Below are 14,476 nucleotides of genomic sequence, written 5' to 3' on the forward strand. Positions count from 1 at the left end.
TCACCTGTTTTTGAAGCTTTTATACACCGAATTAAAACACACAAAAAAAGCAAAACACTTTATTTTATTTAGAAAATTCAGGAACTGCCACGTATATATAATCACCGTGAATACCCGTAAAATAATTTGAATAGCGTGCGTTCATTTTTAATCTATCAGATTCATTAGTCCACGCTTGAGAAATCAACTCTTCATTTTTAAGGAACATCAGATCTAAATCTGAATAAGACCGCACATAAAAAGCTTCAATAAATTCTGTTTTATCGGAACCCCAAGCGTGAATATTAGCATAGTACCCTTTTATGTATTCGTTCTTTTTAAAAATTTTATCTAGATATATTTTCTGAAGCGATTCGAACTCTGCATCTGGGCCATTTCCGTCTTTTGAAAAGTGACTTTTTCTAACATAAAGCAATAATTCTTTTTCGGGAGTCGCAAATTCTGTTAAAGGCTTTATTTGTGGAAGGGTCGCATAAATTTCATCGGAATGATAGAGTTTATAAAATTTAGACATATTCTTTAAAAAATCGTTGCGCTCAGCCTCATCTGGCCAAGCATCAAGTTCTAGTTCAGAATTTCTAATGGTAGACTTCTCTATATCGCTCCAAGAATTAAAAGATTGCACTAATAAGATTTCGCTACTATCATCTGAAAAACGGTGAAGATAATATGTAGATGATCTTATAAATTCATTTTTATCGGTAACCTTATCAAAGTACTCTTGTTCCCCCATTTTCCATGCATTCATATCTAAATCTTGACTAGAAAAATCCCAATAATGGTAGGTTACTGTTATATATTTGGGAGATTCCGATTGCGTTTTTTGTGCAACCACATTCAAAGAATACATACAACTAAAAAATACTAAACAACTAAGAAGACGATAAGATTTCATAACATAGTAGAATTAAAATTAATACAAAATTAGATAGCTCTACTGCTCATTTTGAGCAGTACAGCTTCTATTAATTTTAGTTCTACTTGGGAGGGCAGCAACCTAAGGTACTAAAAAACAACTATAATATTTCATTGATTTACAATTACTTAACAAAAACTACAAAGTATCTTTTAATTTTTTAGGCAAACCTTGAACCACCAAATCATAAGAATGATCTATAAGTTCTAACACTAAAGGCATTGGTAAGTCTCCTTGATTTAAATGCATGGTATTCCAGTGTTTTTTATTCATATGGAATCCAGGCCGAATACTATTATAAGTACCTCTTAGAGATTCTGCTTTTGTAGGGTCGCATTTTAAATTTATTGTAGGTTCTCCAGCTTCCCAACTTTTTAACGAAGTTAGCAGAAATATTTTATCTAATACTTTTAAAACAAGCGCATTATCATCGAACGGAAATGTTTCGGTAACCCCTTTCTTTTTTAAGCAGTAATCGTAAAGTTGCTCGATATTAATCATGACTCCGAAGATTTTCCTATATGTCCTAAATGCGTGTTATGAAAACTGTCTGTATATTTTAATCCGTAATCGAAGATACGATCAAAAGCGGCATGTCCAAACATAATAATTCCTGCCAATTGCAAGGCTTCTATTTGCCATATTGCACCCGCTATATAAAGCACAATGGCAACCCCTTTATGATGTAATATATTATATAGAAATGCACCTAATCGTGTGTTAAACACATAGCCCACAAAACCAGCATCGGGCAAGAAAAACAATACTAAATACCACCACCAATCAAAAGTTAAATTGGAAAATAAAAAAACAGACAACATCAACATTGCAATTTCTTCTAGCTTTAGTATAGTTTTCATAAGTGCTTGATTTTTTCAATGGTTTTATCTTCAATCTTTAAAGCTGAATAATCAAGCTCCCACTCTATGGTTTCAACAATTTTTTCTATCATTAAAATGGCTTGAAGTGCTTCTTTTCTTGCAGTTATCATTAAACCACTTTCTGGAATTTTATCCAAAATATGTTGTTTAGCTTCTTTATTTAATACCGTTAAATCTTCTGAAGCAAACTTATTAAACAAACCGTTTCTTATGTCGTAATATCTTAGATCTGGTTCTATAGATAAGACTTCGGGTTGCGGCATATATTCAATTACGATTTTTTTATTCAACGTATCTGTATGCATTTTTAATTTTGCAAAATCGTACCCTATATGAACCTTTGCATTAATTACAATTAATGCTTTACGCTTACTAGAGAACAATCCTAAAAAATGCTCTTTAATATTTTCGTGATGATAAATTTCGGCAAACTCCCCTTCTACCGTAATAAGTTTACAAACACTTTTAATTTTTTCTAAAAGTATGGTAGACTGTTTTTCGGTAAGGTCCTTTTTTTCCTTCTTTTTAAAAATGGTAAATCCCCAATATGTCGTTACAACACCAAGAAGCACCATTAATGAGTTTTCGAACATGCTTACAGAAATTAGTTAGTAATTACCTCGTATAAAATGGGTTTACTGGGCGTTGCATCATTTTCGAAAGGCGCAATTTGTAAATTCAGAAAATAGGTGCCGTCTTGCACAAAATTCTGAACATAAATTAACTCGGTAATTGTTGCATTTTTCCTCACCTTTCCTTGAGTATTCCAAAAGGCATGATGCGCTAGCAATTCGCCATCATCCTTTTCTTTATCTAAACTTGGTAAATCTACCAACAAATGCTCAACCCCTTTTTCTCTTAAATATATGGCAGCATCTTCTAGTAAATACGGCGGATTGGTATGCGAATATTGCATAGTCAATTTATCTACAGTATTCGGGATGGTTCTAATAACTACTGCTTTTCGTTTTTTATTTCCTAAAGCAAACTGAAGTTGTTTTTTAGAAATTACCAAATCTTCTCCTAATTTCTCTACTGCCACAGTAATGACCTCTGCTAAGAAGAAAAACTGTTTTAAATTTTCGTTAACCGAATTAAACTCTCGAGATACATACCCCACACATTCGGTGTGTGTACCATGCCCGTGTGGTGTAAATGAAACGGTGTTAAAATTAAACGCCGCACCATCGGAAACACGTGCTAAAAACCCTTCATCATCTTTAATTGGCTCTATTACTGGAGGCTCTACATAAAATGCCGAAACATTAGTACTAGACGCTCGTAAAGGAATAGAAATATCGATTGGTTTTGTTAAATCGATTTGATATTTTTTTGAATTTGTTTGAATGCTTGCAATCATAATAAATACTACATTTAAATCTTAAAAAGGTGGGACGCAATGCCGTCGCTTAAAAATTTACCTTTTGTACTAACTTTAAGATTATCACCATCAATATACAACAATTCTTCTTTTAAATATTTTTCTGATTGATTCAGTATATAAGATTTAAAATCGGAACCAAATACGGTCTCTACAGTTTGTAAAGACACGCCCCAAATGGTACGTAAACCCGTCATAACGTATTCGTTATATTTATCGTTAAGTGATAAAATTTCTACTTCACTAGGCAATTCTTTAAATTGAATGGCCATAATATATTTTGAATTATTAGCAATGTTCCAACTGCGAGATTCTCCGTTAAAAGAATGTGCCGAAGGCCCAATACCAATATATTTTTTGCCTTTCCAATAGGCTGAATTGTTTATACTAAAATAACCTGATTTACCAAAATTCGATAATTCGTAATGCTGAAAATTAGCCGCTTTTAATTCGTCGATTAACATATGAAACTGAGTCTCTGCATGCACCTCATCGACATCTTCAATCTTCCCTTTTTTTATTAATGATTCTAAGGCCGTTTTTGGCTCGACCGTTAGGGCGTAACTTGAAATATGCGGAATATTAAAATCTAAAACAGTTTGAATATTTTCTTGCCATTGCTCATGAGTTGCTCCTGGAATTCCGTAGATTAAATCGACCGAAATATTATCGAAATACTGAGTTGCCAAGTCTAAACACTGCTTTGCTTCTGTAGCATTATGTGCGCGATTCATCAGTTTTAAATCAGTTTCAAAAAACGATTGTACGCCAATACTTAGACGGTTTATTTTACTTTTAGCTAGCTCTAATATTTTAGTTTCCGATAAATCGTCTGGATTGGCTTCTAAAGTAATTTCAGGATTTTCAATCACTTTATAATTTAAAAATACAGCGTTTAAAATCTGATTAATCTCTTCTAGAGACAGCAAACTAGGCGTTCCGCCTCCAAAATATATAGTAGCAACTGTATCGTTTTCAAATTCAGATTTTCGTAATTCCAGTTCTACAATTAAAGCATCAATTAACTCATCCTTCTTTTTTAAGGATGTAGAAAAATGAAAATCGCAATAAAAACATGCTTGTTTACAAAATGGAATGTGGATGTAAATGCCAACACCTTCAACTAATTCTGTACGATTAGAATCTGTATTTAGTATCATTTTTTAATGCTATTTATTCTCGTTTTCGAGACTTTAGGAGCGGTAACACGCTTCTCGTTTTGCTTTACAAAAGCATCCCAACCGGTATAGTTCTTCCCAACTTCTACACGACCTTCATTATAAAAATGACACACTGCTGCGGCAAGTCCATCGGTAGAATCGAGATTTTTAGGAAGTGATTTTAATCCTAATACACTTTGAAGCATTCTAGCAACCTGTTCTTTACTGGCATTACCATTTCCGGTTATTGCCATCTTTATTTTCTTTGGCGAATATTCGGTAATTGGAACTTCGCGAGACAAACCTGCAGCCATGGCAACGCCTTGTGCACGCCCTAGTTTAAGCATACTTTGTACGTTCTTCCCGAAGAAAGGAGCTTCAATAGCTATTTCGTCTGGGTGATGCGTTTCGATAAGCTCGATAGTCCGCTCAAAAATGAGTTTAAGTTTTAAATAATGGTCATCGTATTTTTTTAAATCTAATTCATTTAATTGCAAAAAAGACATGGTTTTCCCCACAACTTTTATCAGTCCAAATCCCATAATTGTGGTTCCGGGGTCAATCCCTAAAATAATACGTTCTTTACTCATTAATTACAATAATAACATCCGCTCAAAGATAGGGAAATGCCAACTGTAAAGGTAACGATACTGCCATTAAAAGCTCCTAATCCATCTGTAAAAGGTGTATACACATCTGGTTCTGTAAACCCATGAACATAAGAAACATCGAACAATAAACTTGTATTTCTATTTAAAGCATATACCGCATTTGTTCCAATAATAGCATTAAAATAATTTTGATCTACATTTTTTAACCCACCTAAAGGCCTTACAAATGTATACCCAGGACCAGCATGAGCCAGAAGTTTAAAATCTGATTTATCTTTTATACCAACCAGTTTAGAATAATTGTATACCCCTTGAATATTTACGCGGGTATAATTAATTTTAAAGCTATCGTCTTCACCCTTTATACGATTAAACCCTAGATCTAATTTAGCACCAAGCTTTTCTGTAAACAGGTATTGAGCCCCTAAATTCACTGAAGGTATATTAAATCCTTTTCCCGAATACCCTTCGGAAAACCCACTGCTTAAGGCGTGATTACCACCAACACTAAATTCTAATCGCAGTACATCTTCATCTATTTGAGCAATCCCGTGGAAAGAAGTAAAGATTAATAAAATAACTAAGGCAGAAATGTATTTTTGTTTTTTTAATTTAGAAGACATCTTACAATAAAAGGTTTAATTTGCACTATGTACGCCAAGGCACTTACTTATAAATCGCATTCAGTTTTAATTTATCTGGTTAAGATAAGTATAATTGCCTTTAGTTTCTATTTTATCTATTCTAAACTAGCTGATAACGATGAGTTATCCTTCTCCCAATTTTGGACTATTTTAAATTCTGAAACAGGTTTCTCTTTACAATCCCTGCTACTTATTACGGTATTATCTTGTTTAAATTGGTTTTTTGAAATTTTAAAATGGAAGTATTTAGTAAGTACTTTTAAACGGATTTCTTTAAAACGCGCTACCGAACAAACTTTAGGCGCACATACGGCTTCTCTTTTTACGCCTAACCGTATTGGAGATTATGGTGCGAAGGCCTTATATTTCCCTTCCAATCTTAGAGCGAAAATAATGGGATTAAACGGACTTGGAAACTTCGCTCAAATGTGTGTCACCACCTTTTTTGGAAGTTTGGGTTTACTATTTTTTAGCAGTACATTTCCTATACATTTCGATTATAAAACACTGCATTGGTCACAATATTTAATTTTCGGACTCTTAGTAACAGCTCTAATAGTACTAGCAAAAACCTATTTAAAACCAGAAACATGGCTCTTAAAAATTAAACGCTTTTTATCGGCTATTTCTCTTAGTTTACTGATGAAAACACTTTTATTTTCTACCCTAAGATATTTTATTTTTTCATTTCAATTTTACCTATTACTGCAATTATTTCAAGTAGATTTAAGTTATCTAAACACCATGATGGCCCTGTCCAGCATGTATCTTTTAGCTTCAATTCTCCCAAGTGTTTTTGTTTTTGATGTGATTTTAAAAGGTAGTATTGCAGTGTATTTATTTTCGTTTTTCGACATTAATGGAACTATTATATTAAGTTGCATTACACTTATGTGGATTTTAAACGTGGTTTTACCAAGTTTTTTTGGAAGTTATTTTGTTATGCGTTTTAAACTTCCAAAATCTTAACATATGATAATTTTTAGTCTAATCACATTAACATTATACACCTTTTTAATTGGGAGTTTGTATTGGGGATTTACAAAAGTTAAGACGTTTAAACCTCATACGCATTCTAATGAAACCAGTTTCTCTATTGTTATCCCCTTTAGGAATGAAGCCAAACATTTACCTGAATTATTACAATCTATTTCTGAATTAGATTACTCTAAAAATCATTTTGAAATTATTCTTATAAATGATGGGTCTGAAGATATTTCCGAAAGTATTGTTAACCATTTTACACAAACACATCGTGAGTTACAAATTACATTACTCCAAAATAAACGCCACTCTAACTCGCCTAAAAAAGACGCAATTAGCTTAGCGATTTCTCATGCTCAATTCAGCTGGATATTAACTACCGATGCCGATTGTGTACTGCCTAAAACGTGGCTAAACACCTTTAATGCTTTTATTCAAGGGCATCCGGATTGTCAATTAATCGTGGCTCCTGTTACCTATTTTACAACGTCTAAATTTTTAACTATTTTTCAGTGGTTTGATGTAATGAGTTTACAGGGAGCAACTGTTGGTGGATTCGGCATCAACACACCTTTTCTATGTAATGGTGCTAATTTGGGGTACACAAAACAAGGTTTTTACAAGGTAAACGGATTTGCAGAAAATGATTCTATTGCAAGCGGTGACGATATTTTTTTACTTGAAAAAATCAGTAAAGCGCAACCTGAAAGCGTTAAGTATTTAAAATCGATTGATGCCGTAATTTACACGCATGCGCAACCTACATTAGGCGATTTAATTAGTCAGCGTAAACGTTGGGCATCTAAAACAAAAGCCTATAAAAATACATTTAGTCAGATTACAGGGCTCTTGGTTTTAAGCATGAATGCTTTATGGATTTGCTTATTTATATTTATGTGTTTTGAAGATTTTTCACCTATATATTTTACAATTATTTGCCTCGTAAAATTTCATATCGACTTTATGCTTATCTATAAAAGCGCGGTATTTTTTAATCAGAAAAAACATTTAAAATGGTATCCAGTAGTTGCTATTTTATATCCTATATTTTGCTCGTATGTAGCAGTTGCATCGCTATTTACATCGTACACTTGGAAAGACAGACAGTTTGCGAAATAACTCGACTAATTCACTTTTATAATAATTGGAAGCGTAAATTCTGAATTCACTTTTTGTCCGCGTTTTATAGCGGGCTCGATAGCTGGCAAACTATCCAAACTAGAGGTGACTAAAAATTTAATATTCGGAATTTCGGCTTGAGTAAGAGAGTCAACTTTAAAGTTTAGCAGACTTAACTCACCGGAATCTGAAATTTTAAACTGAATAAGCAACGTATCTAACACATCGCGGTTTACAATAATTCGCTCAGCTTCTAATCGATTTAAAATAGTAGTAGCTAATGTTTGCTCGAAACATAGTTTACGGTCTTGCTGCGATCCTGATGTTTGGCAAGAAATAAAGGTAGGATATTCGTCGATTTCATTCCATTTAAACGATTGTAATTCTTCATTTAAAATGGCTTCGGTAGATGTTTTTTTCACCTTTAAATCGTCGCAAGCGCAGACTAATAGTAATGCAAGTATAAATACGAAATGCTTCATAGTTTAAGATGAAAATCGAAAATACAATATTTTTAGTATTTAACACTTTTTCCGAACCAATTCTTAAATTAAATTGATTAAAGTCGATTCTATTTCCCTTAAAACAAAAAAACCGAAGTGATTAGCTTCAGTTTTGTTCGATATAATCTTAAAATGACTACTCTTTAATTTCAAACACTATTGGTAAAGAATATGGTACAGTAACAGCTATTCCCTTTTGTTCTCCTGGTATCATTTTAGGTAATTCATTAATTACTCGAATAGCCTCCTCTTCTAATTTAGGGTGAGGCGCTCTTGCCCTTACACCTGTAATGTTTCCACTTTTGTCAATTTTAAACAATACATTAATGCGTTGTCTTCCTGAAAGTCCTAATGTTGTTGCTAAATCTATATTATAATTTTGCCCTACAAATTTAGAAATTTCACCAGAAAAGCAACCTTTTTGTTCCGCCGCAGGTAAATCTTCGCATCCTGGAAATATAGGTACTTGCTCTACAACGCTATAAGGCACTTCTATATCATCATCTATTACAGAATCCTCTTCTATTATTTTAATTTTTACATTCGGATTTTCCTCCATAATCTTATCTATTTTTTCCTGAATCTTATCTTTACTTGTTTGAATTTCGGTAGATTCAGAATTGTCAGCCTCTTTATCACAAGACGTATACAATAGCATTGCAAAAACCATAGGAATAAGCATGGCATACTTTAATAAATGAATTTGTTTTGATTTCGATTTTGTTAACATAATGATTCGTTTTTTGATTAATGATTGTTTAAAAAATGGATTGATGAATGAAATATGATTGACATCGAAAACTTGACTTAACAAGTTCTGATAGTAGGTCACTTTATCTTGTTGTTTCACAACTAAAGCATCGGCAATATATTCGTGAAGTGTAACCATTCTGTTTTGGTACATATACACTAACGGATTAAACCAAAATAGGATTCGAAGAAGTTCGAAAAACAATAAATCGGCACTGTGTTTCTGACTTTTATGAACACATTCGTGAGCCAAAATAGTTTGATAATTTTTAGGATTTATGGCATCGCCTAAAAAGACATAATTAAAAAATGAAAATGCTGCAGAACTGTTTTTTAAGGTGATAATAGTAAGTCCGCTTGCAGTATTCTTTTCACTTATGTTGATTGTTTTAAAGAGCTTAAACATTTTGAAAATAAATATAAAAGCGGACACATAAATACCAACATATAATATGAATTCCCACGACCAAAACGAACTGCTATTTTTAAGGTAAACCGTCGGTAATAACTGTGTCTGTACAGTTGATGCATCTGGATTTAAGATTACGGCTGGCAATTGCACAATATAGTTTTGAGGCAAAACATTTCTAAAAGCTTCAATTTTAATTAAAGGCAATACTAATGAAGCAATTGGTGTAAATAATAAGTAGAACCGGTTCCAATTAAAGAAGGTTTCACGTTTTAAAAATAAATCGTACACCATTAAAAAAAACAACTGGAACGCTATGGTTTGTAGGATGTAGTGTAACATAATTATTTATTTTTTTCAATTTCCTTCATCATGGCTTCCAAATCATTTAAACTCACATCGTTTTTCTTCACGAAAAATGAGACTAAACTTTTAAACGACCCTTGAAAATAATTATCTACCAACGTGTTTAACGATTGGTTACTATAGTCTTGTTTAGAGACTAACGGAAAATAAATATGTCCCTTACCCTGCTTTTCATAATCTACAAAGCCTTTACTTTCTAAAATACGTACTATGGTAGATATTGTATTGTAAGCTGGTTTTGGTTCTGGTAATTCTTCAATTATAGCTTTTACATTGCCTTGTTCTAACTGCCAAAGCACTTGCATAATTTCTTCTTCTGCTTTTGTTAACGCCTTCATTTAACTAAGTTTTTAGTTTAACCTTGAAACAAATATAACTAAATATTTAGTTTGAACTAATTTTTTAGTTACAAAAACAATAAATTAAATATGTAACTTCGCTAAAACTTAAAATATTACAAATGGATATCTTACTTATTATACTCGGTTTTATATGTATGATTGTTGGGCTTTTGGGTAGTTTTTTACCCGTATTACCGGGGCCTCCAATATCTTGGGTAGGTTTGTTATTGTTGTACTTAACCAAAACCATTCCCAACGATTGGACCTTTTTAGGGATTACTTTACTTATAGCAATTGTAATTGTAATTTTAGATTACGCCATTCCAGCCATGGGGACCAAGAAATTTGGAGGTAGTAAATATGGTGTAATTGGTACGACTATTGGACTTGTGGTTTCTATGATTTTTCCTGTTTTAGGATTTCTCGGAATTATAATTTGGCCTTTCGTTGGTGCCTTTATTGGAGAAATGATGTATAAAGCCAATCATAAAACAGCTGCAAAAGCTGCTTTTGGTTCTTTTTTAGGTTTTGTAACAGGTACGCTTTTAAAATTTATAATTGCCGTGGTATACTTCGGATTATTTATTCGTTTGTTTTGGCAGTATAAGGAAGGATTTATATAACATAAAAAAAGCCTTATAATGAGGGTTATAAGGCTTGATACTAATTTTGCTATTATCAACAATTAATTTCTTTTGGAATATTTCCTAACAAGTTGATACCTATTTATCAAAGATAAGGAGTCTTTTTAAGTTTTTATTGCGGGAAAACCGTACTTTTTGCACTTTTTTTAAAGTATTTAGCAATTTCTTTAAATAAATCCTAAATTCTTAGCTTCAATAATTAAAGATTCGTCTTGCCCATCTTCAATACCGAATAATAACTTTAATTGCTTTTTACGTTTTTCGACACCACTTAAAGATAAATCGATATGCTCTGCAAGGTTTTTAGTTTTAACACCTTGAGATAGTAAATATAGAATTCGACGATTTTTATCGTCTAAATAAATATCACTAATTATAGTTTGCTTTAAGTACTTACTTACAGTTCCGCTGTAAAATGGCGGATTATTTAAGATGGCCTGAAATGCACTTGCTAATTCTCTGGATGTTAAGTCGCTTTTAATTAGGAAACCTTCTGGCTTTAACTCTTCAACAATATTATGAATACGATACGTTTCGTTAAACATAGTAAGAATTACAATCTTGGCTTCTGGTAAAATTTTTCTTGCATATCTAGCAAGGTCTTGGCCGCTGGTAAATTTTCCATCTGATGATGGTGGTATTTTTATATCAATAAATAAAACATCGAAATGCTCTCCTCTACTAATGCTACGATGCATGGCCGTAATCGACTCATCGCAATTATTAGCGGTTTGCATAATTAGTTCTTGATTTGGTTTTTTAGTAGATAACAATGTATTTTGATAGCCTTCAATAATCATTGGATGATCGTCGGTCATTAAAATTCTAATAGTCTCTTTCATTTATTATCTTTATTTAGTTGTTTAGAGGGGTTCTAATTGAAATTTTGGTCCCCTCGTTTATATTCGATTTTACAGTTAAAAATCCTTCAATTTCATTTACTCTAGACGACATGTTTTTTAAGCCTATTCCTTTCTTCGATTTTGAGAGATCAAAACCTACGCCATTATCGCAAATGTCTAAACAAATATCATCATCTTTTTTATAAAAATCAATAGTTATATAATCTGCTTTGGCATGTTTATAGGTGTTTTGAAGCGCTTCTTGAATAATTCTATAAAAATGAATTTTGGTTTTATTTGAAATATCTTCCCAATTAATATTATCTTCATATTTCAAGTCACATTTTATGTCGTAAGCTATAGATTGCTTTTCTAAAAGTGTTTTTACAATATCGATATATCCAGAGTTCGATACAAAGTCTGTGTTTAAGTCGTGAGAAACTTTTCTAATTTCTGCCTCAATAGATTTTAATTCATCAATATAGTTACTTCGTGTTTCTATAGCATCGTTAGTTTTACTTGCGTTTAAGCTATCTAAACTTAATCGCGTTCCAAAAAGGCGGCCTAAAATACCATCGTGTAATTCTTCAGAGATTCTACGTTTTTCTAGCGTTCGAGCTTCATCGACCTTATCTTGTTGAGATAGCATAAGGTTGTATATTTCCTCATTAGCTTGTTGCTGGCGCTGTTTAAATTGTAATGATTTATTTTTATTTCGTTGAGATATAATGACAATTATTAAAAATGAAGTTAATAATAACCCTACAGACAGCAACATGAACGAGAGTCGTTCTTGGGTGATTTTTTTATTTTTAAGTTCTATTTCTTTAGTCTCGTATCTAATTCTAGCGAATTTATTACGAACATTACGTTCACTTTTTTGAAGGCTATCGTTTAAATGAATGTAATCCTTGTAATGCTTAACCGCGATACTGTCTACTTCTATTCGTGACAACAATAATAAAGACTCTAAAAAATCATCGTTATGATAATCCTTCGAAAGTTCCTTAGCATTATAGGCATAATATCTAGCTGAATCCATTTGTTTTCTATCATTATAAAATTCAGCTAAATGCTGATTAATCATAATCGAATTGTAGGAGGAGTTAATAGAATCACAAATGTGCAAAGCTTCTAAATACAACTTTAGAACCTGATCTTCATCATTATTAAGGTATTGTGTATGGGCATAGTTGTCCAACACGAGTGCATAAATATCGGGTCTCTTTTTTTTAAGAGATTTATTACTTAGAATATCTTCATAATAATTTAAAGCGATGCTGTAAGCACCTGAATTTTTATATGCTAAAGCTAAATTATTCTTGGAGTTGTTAATGGTTTCGCTATTATCACCCTTTAAACTTCGTTTTAACTCTAACGATTTATTATGATAATTAATAGCATCATCAAATTGCTCTAGCTGATCAAAAACGAGTCCTAAATTATTATATAAATACGCTTTTTTACGAGTAACCTGTTCAGAATCGGGTAGATTATCTAAAAGCGTTATTCCTTCTACAGAGGTCACTTCACTCCCTATAAAATCTTTTTCATTTTTTTGGATTACAGCAATTCCTAATAAAGTTGAGGCTGTATTATAATCATCGTTTAAAGCTCTATAAATTTTCTCGGCTTTGTGAAAGTAATTATATGCACTATCTACAGATCGTTTAAAATAATAATTAGCAATATTATGATTGACCGTCGCCATCGACAAAGAATCACCAAGACGTTTTGCTTCTCTTAAATTTTTATGACTAGTAGATAAAAACAAATCGTAAATACCTCGCTCTTCATATAATCTAGCTATTTGTATGGTACTAATTAGACTTAATGAATCTAATTTTAATTGGTTAGAATATTGTTGCGCTTGTTTTGCAAATAAGAACCTACTTTCAAAACTAAACTCTGTTGGGTTGGTCGACTTTAGAAGTAAGTTTTCAATACTATCACTAGTTTTATTTTGAGCAATTATTTCTACATTATAAATGCAAAAATACAACACAAAAAATATTAAAATTTTAAAAAAACTATTCAAGATTTAGTGTATCAATTTCATCAAATGTATTTATATTTTTTGAATATTACATACAATATATACATTCAATAAAAGATAAAATTTTATTCAACTGCTATATTTCGTCTATTCCTCCTCCTGTTAGTACTCCTGATTCTACCTGGTCTGGTGAGACTAGCATGTCGTCATCCATTTCTTCGTTTACACATGCAGTTAATGATCCAAATAATACAAGGGCTAAGGCTGTAAGTTTTAATGTTTTCATAGTGATAAAGGTGTTAGGGGGATTTTAAAAATTAGTTATCTAGTGATATTATCTTTTATATTTCGTCTATTCCTCCTCCGGTTAGAACTCCTGATTCAACGTGGTCTGGTGAAACTAGCATGTCGTCATCCATTTCTTCATTTACACAAGCGGTTAATGATCCAAATAATACAAGGGCTAAGGCTGTAAGTTTTAATGTTTTCATAATGATAAAGGTGTTAGGGTGATTTTTAAAAATTAGTTATCTAGTGATATTATCTTTTATATTTCGTCTATTCCTCCTCCGGTTAGAACTCCTGATTCAACGTGCTCTGGTGAAACTAGCATGTCGTCATCCATTTCTTCATTTACACAAGCGGTTAATGATCCAAATAATACAAGGGCTAAGGCTGTAAGTTTTAATGTTTTCATAATGATAAAGGTGTTAGAGTGATTTTTAAAAATTAGTTATCTAGTGATATTATCTTTTATATTTCGTCTATTCCTCCTCCGGTTAGAACTCCTGATTCAACGTGCTCTGGTGAAACTAGCATGTCGTCATCCATTTCTTCATTTACACAAGCGGTTAATAATCCAAATAATACAAGGGCTAAGGCTGTAAGTTTAATGTTTTCATAATGATAAAGGTGTTAGAGTGATTTTT

At 32.1% G+C, this 14,476-nt stretch carries 19 protein-coding genes; 3 read left to right on the plus strand and 16 right to left on the minus strand.

The genetic code is table 11. The annotated features are described in order from the left end of the window. Nucleotides 1–64: 64 nt before the first annotated feature. From BN863_RS15735 to BN863_RS15770, 8 genes are all read right to left on the minus strand, one after another. Nucleotides 65–895, minus strand: a complete 831-nt coding sequence (locus BN863_RS15735; protein ID WP_148304634.1) for a hypothetical protein — start codon at nt 893–895, stop codon at nt 65–67. A gap of 159 nt (nt 896–1,054) precedes the next feature. After that, nucleotides 1,055–1,417 (minus strand): MmcQ/YjbR family DNA-binding protein, encoded by a 363-nt coding sequence (locus BN863_RS15740; RefSeq protein WP_394331980.1) that lies wholly within the window; start codon nt 1,415–1,417, stop codon nt 1,055–1,057. Then, complete coding sequence (locus tag BN863_RS15745) at nt 1,414–1,776, minus strand: DUF4260 domain-containing protein (RefSeq protein ID WP_038532184.1); 363 nt, start codon at nt 1,774–1,776, stop codon at nt 1,414–1,416. The genes BN863_RS15740 and BN863_RS15745 overlap by 4 nt, the downstream gene beginning before the upstream one ends. After that, nucleotides 1,773–2,390, minus strand: coding sequence for a DUF4230 domain-containing protein (locus tag BN863_RS15750; protein ID WP_038532186.1), 618 nt, complete (start codon nt 2,388–2,390; stop codon nt 1,773–1,775). Before BN863_RS15750 ends, BN863_RS15745 begins: the two co-directional genes overlap by 4 nt. Nucleotides 2,391–2,401: 11 nt before the next feature. Beyond that, complete coding sequence (locus BN863_RS15755) at nt 2,402–3,157, minus strand: cyclase family protein (RefSeq protein WP_051774896.1); 756 nt, start codon at nt 3,155–3,157, stop codon at nt 2,402–2,404. Nucleotides 3,158–3,171: 14 nt separating this feature from the next. After that, nucleotides 3,172–4,338, minus strand: coding sequence for a radical SAM family heme chaperone HemW (hemW, locus tag BN863_RS15760; protein ID WP_051774897.1), 1,167 nt, complete (start codon nt 4,336–4,338; stop codon nt 3,172–3,174). Beyond that, a complete protein-coding gene (gene ruvC / locus BN863_RS15765; RefSeq protein ID WP_038532190.1) occupies nt 4,335–4,928 on the minus strand; it encodes a crossover junction endodeoxyribonuclease RuvC in 594 nt (197 codons plus the stop codon). The genes hemW and ruvC overlap by 4 nt, the downstream gene beginning before the upstream one ends. Continuing rightward, nucleotides 4,928–5,572: a hypothetical protein gene (locus BN863_RS15770; RefSeq protein ID WP_051774898.1), complete on the minus strand. Its 645-nt coding sequence runs from the start codon at nt 5,570–5,572 to the stop codon at nt 4,928–4,930. Before BN863_RS15770 ends, ruvC begins: the two co-directional genes overlap by 1 nt. 27 nt (nt 5,573–5,599) lie before the next feature. On the opposite strand from BN863_RS15770, the gene BN863_RS15775 reads away from it, so the two are divergent. Together BN863_RS15775 and BN863_RS15780 are read left to right on the plus strand one after the other, a co-directional pair. Next, nucleotides 5,600–6,562: a lysylphosphatidylglycerol synthase domain-containing protein gene (locus BN863_RS15775; RefSeq protein ID WP_038532193.1), complete on the plus strand. Its 963-nt coding sequence runs from the start codon at nt 5,600–5,602 to the stop codon at nt 6,560–6,562. 3 nt (nt 6,563–6,565) lie between these two features. Beyond that, nucleotides 6,566–7,696, plus strand: a complete 1,131-nt coding sequence (locus BN863_RS15780) for a glycosyltransferase family 2 protein (protein ID WP_038532195.1) — start codon at nt 6,566–6,568, stop codon at nt 7,694–7,696. Nucleotides 7,697–7,701: 5 nt separating this feature from the next. On the opposite strand, the gene BN863_RS15785 is transcribed toward BN863_RS15780, so the two are convergent. The 3 genes from BN863_RS15785 to BN863_RS15795 all read right to left on the minus strand — a co-directional run bounded on the left by BN863_RS15785 (nt 7,702) and on the right by BN863_RS15795 (nt 10,062). Next, nucleotides 7,702–8,178: a hypothetical protein gene (locus BN863_RS15785; RefSeq protein ID WP_038532196.1), complete on the minus strand. Its 477-nt coding sequence runs from the start codon at nt 8,176–8,178 to the stop codon at nt 7,702–7,704. 157 nt (nt 8,179–8,335) lie between these two features. After that, nucleotides 8,336–9,700 carry a M56 family metallopeptidase gene (locus BN863_RS15790; RefSeq protein WP_038532197.1) on the minus strand — a complete coding sequence of 455 codons (1,365 nt, stop codon included), beginning with the start codon at nt 9,698–9,700 and terminating at the stop codon, nt 8,336–8,338. 2 nt (nt 9,701–9,702) lie between these two features. Then, nucleotides 9,703–10,062, minus strand: coding sequence for a BlaI/MecI/CopY family transcriptional regulator (locus tag BN863_RS15795; RefSeq protein ID WP_038532198.1), 360 nt, complete (start codon nt 10,060–10,062; stop codon nt 9,703–9,705). Between the two features lie 122 nt (nt 10,063–10,184). On the opposite strand from BN863_RS15795, the gene BN863_RS15800 reads away from it, so the two are divergent. Beyond that, nucleotides 10,185–10,688 carry a DUF456 domain-containing protein gene (locus BN863_RS15800; RefSeq protein ID WP_038532199.1) on the plus strand — a complete coding sequence of 168 codons (504 nt, stop codon included), beginning with the start codon at nt 10,185–10,187 and terminating at the stop codon, nt 10,686–10,688. 188 nt (nt 10,689–10,876) lie between these two features. Here the strand turns inward: BN863_RS15800 and BN863_RS15805 are convergent, their stop codons facing one another. The 5 genes from BN863_RS15805 to BN863_RS18535 all read right to left on the minus strand — a co-directional run bounded on the left by BN863_RS15805 (nt 10,877) and on the right by BN863_RS18535 (nt 14,244). Further along, entirely contained in the window at nt 10,877–11,551 is a 675-nt protein-coding gene (locus tag BN863_RS15805) for a response regulator (protein ID WP_038532200.1), read from the minus strand. 13 nt (nt 11,552–11,564) lie between these two features. Further along, nucleotides 11,565–13,553, minus strand: coding sequence for a tetratricopeptide repeat-containing sensor histidine kinase (locus BN863_RS15810; RefSeq protein WP_148304635.1), 1,989 nt, complete (start codon nt 13,551–13,553; stop codon nt 11,565–11,567). 130 nt (nt 13,554–13,683) lie between these two features. Further along, the gene (locus tag BN863_RS18525) at nt 13,684–13,833 is read right to left on the minus strand and encodes a hypothetical protein (RefSeq protein WP_158409040.1); all 150 of its coding nucleotides are present in this window, start codon (nt 13,831–13,833) and stop codon (nt 13,684–13,686) included. Between the two features lie 55 nt (nt 13,834–13,888). Then, nucleotides 13,889–14,038: a hypothetical protein gene (locus BN863_RS18530; protein WP_158409041.1), complete on the minus strand. Its 150-nt coding sequence runs from the start codon at nt 14,036–14,038 to the stop codon at nt 13,889–13,891. A 56-nt stretch (nt 14,039–14,094) separates the two neighbouring features. Beyond that, the gene (locus BN863_RS18535; protein WP_158409042.1) at nt 14,095–14,244 is read right to left on the minus strand and encodes a hypothetical protein; all 150 of its coding nucleotides are present in this window, start codon (nt 14,242–14,244) and stop codon (nt 14,095–14,097) included. Nucleotides 14,245–14,476: the final 232 nt, after the last annotated feature.

It is taken from the genome of Formosa agariphila KMM 3901 (assembly GCF_000723205.1).
GTDB classification, from domain to species: domain Bacteria; phylum Bacteroidota; class Bacteroidia; order Flavobacteriales; family Flavobacteriaceae; genus Formosa; species Formosa agariphila.

Excerpts from the sequence above, each read along its gene's own strand:
- BN863_RS15795 (WP_038532198.1), bottom strand. The coding sequence starts at position 10,062 with ATGAAGGCGTTAACAAAAGCAGAAGAAGAAATTATGCAAGTGCTTTGG.
- BN863_RS15740 (WP_394331980.1), bottom strand. The coding sequence starts at position 1,417 with ATGATTAATATCGAGCAACTTTACGATTACTGCTTAAAAAAGAAAGGG.
- BN863_RS18530 (WP_158409041.1), bottom strand. The coding sequence starts at position 14,038 with ATGAAAACATTAAAACTTACAGCCTTAGCCCTTGTATTATTTGGATCA.
- BN863_RS18535 (WP_158409042.1), bottom strand. The coding sequence starts at position 14,244 with ATGAAAACATTAAAACTTACAGCCTTAGCCCTTGTATTATTTGGATCA.
- BN863_RS15735 (WP_148304634.1), bottom strand. The coding sequence starts at position 895 with ATGAAATCTTATCGTCTTCTTAGTTGTTTAGTATTTTTTAGTTGTATG.
- BN863_RS15745 (WP_038532184.1), bottom strand. The coding sequence starts at position 1,776 with ATGAAAACTATACTAAAGCTAGAAGAAATTGCAATGTTGATGTTGTCT.
- BN863_RS18525 (WP_158409040.1), bottom strand. The coding sequence starts at position 13,833 with ATGAAAACATTAAAACTTACAGCCTTAGCCCTTGTATTATTTGGATCA.
- BN863_RS15785 (WP_038532196.1), bottom strand. The coding sequence starts at position 8,178 with ATGAAGCATTTCGTATTTATACTTGCATTACTATTAGTCTGCGCTTGC.
- BN863_RS15755 (WP_051774896.1), bottom strand. The coding sequence starts at position 3,157 with ATGATTGCAAGCATTCAAACAAATTCAAAAAAATATCAAATCGATTTA.
- BN863_RS15750 (WP_038532186.1), bottom strand. The coding sequence starts at position 2,390 with ATGTTCGAAAACTCATTAATGGTGCTTCTTGGTGTTGTAACGACATAT.
- BN863_RS15780 (WP_038532195.1), top strand. The coding sequence starts at position 6,566 with ATGATAATTTTTAGTCTAATCACATTAACATTATACACCTTTTTAATT.
- BN863_RS15770 (WP_051774898.1), bottom strand. The coding sequence starts at position 5,572 with ATGTCTTCTAAATTAAAAAAACAAAAATACATTTCTGCCTTAGTTATT.
- ruvC (WP_038532190.1), bottom strand. The coding sequence starts at position 4,928 with ATGAGTAAAGAACGTATTATTTTAGGGATTGACCCCGGAACCACAATT.
- BN863_RS15800 (WP_038532199.1), top strand. The coding sequence starts at position 10,185 with ATGGATATCTTACTTATTATACTCGGTTTTATATGTATGATTGTTGGG.
- BN863_RS15790 (WP_038532197.1), bottom strand. The coding sequence starts at position 9,700 with ATGTTACACTACATCCTACAAACCATAGCGTTCCAGTTGTTTTTTTTA.
- hemW (WP_051774897.1), bottom strand. The coding sequence starts at position 4,338 with ATGATACTAAATACAGATTCTAATCGTACAGAATTAGTTGAAGGTGTT.
- BN863_RS15805 (WP_038532200.1), bottom strand. The coding sequence starts at position 11,551 with ATGAAAGAGACTATTAGAATTTTAATGACCGACGATCATCCAATGATT.
- BN863_RS15775 (WP_038532193.1), top strand. The coding sequence starts at position 5,600 with ATGTACGCCAAGGCACTTACTTATAAATCGCATTCAGTTTTAATTTAT.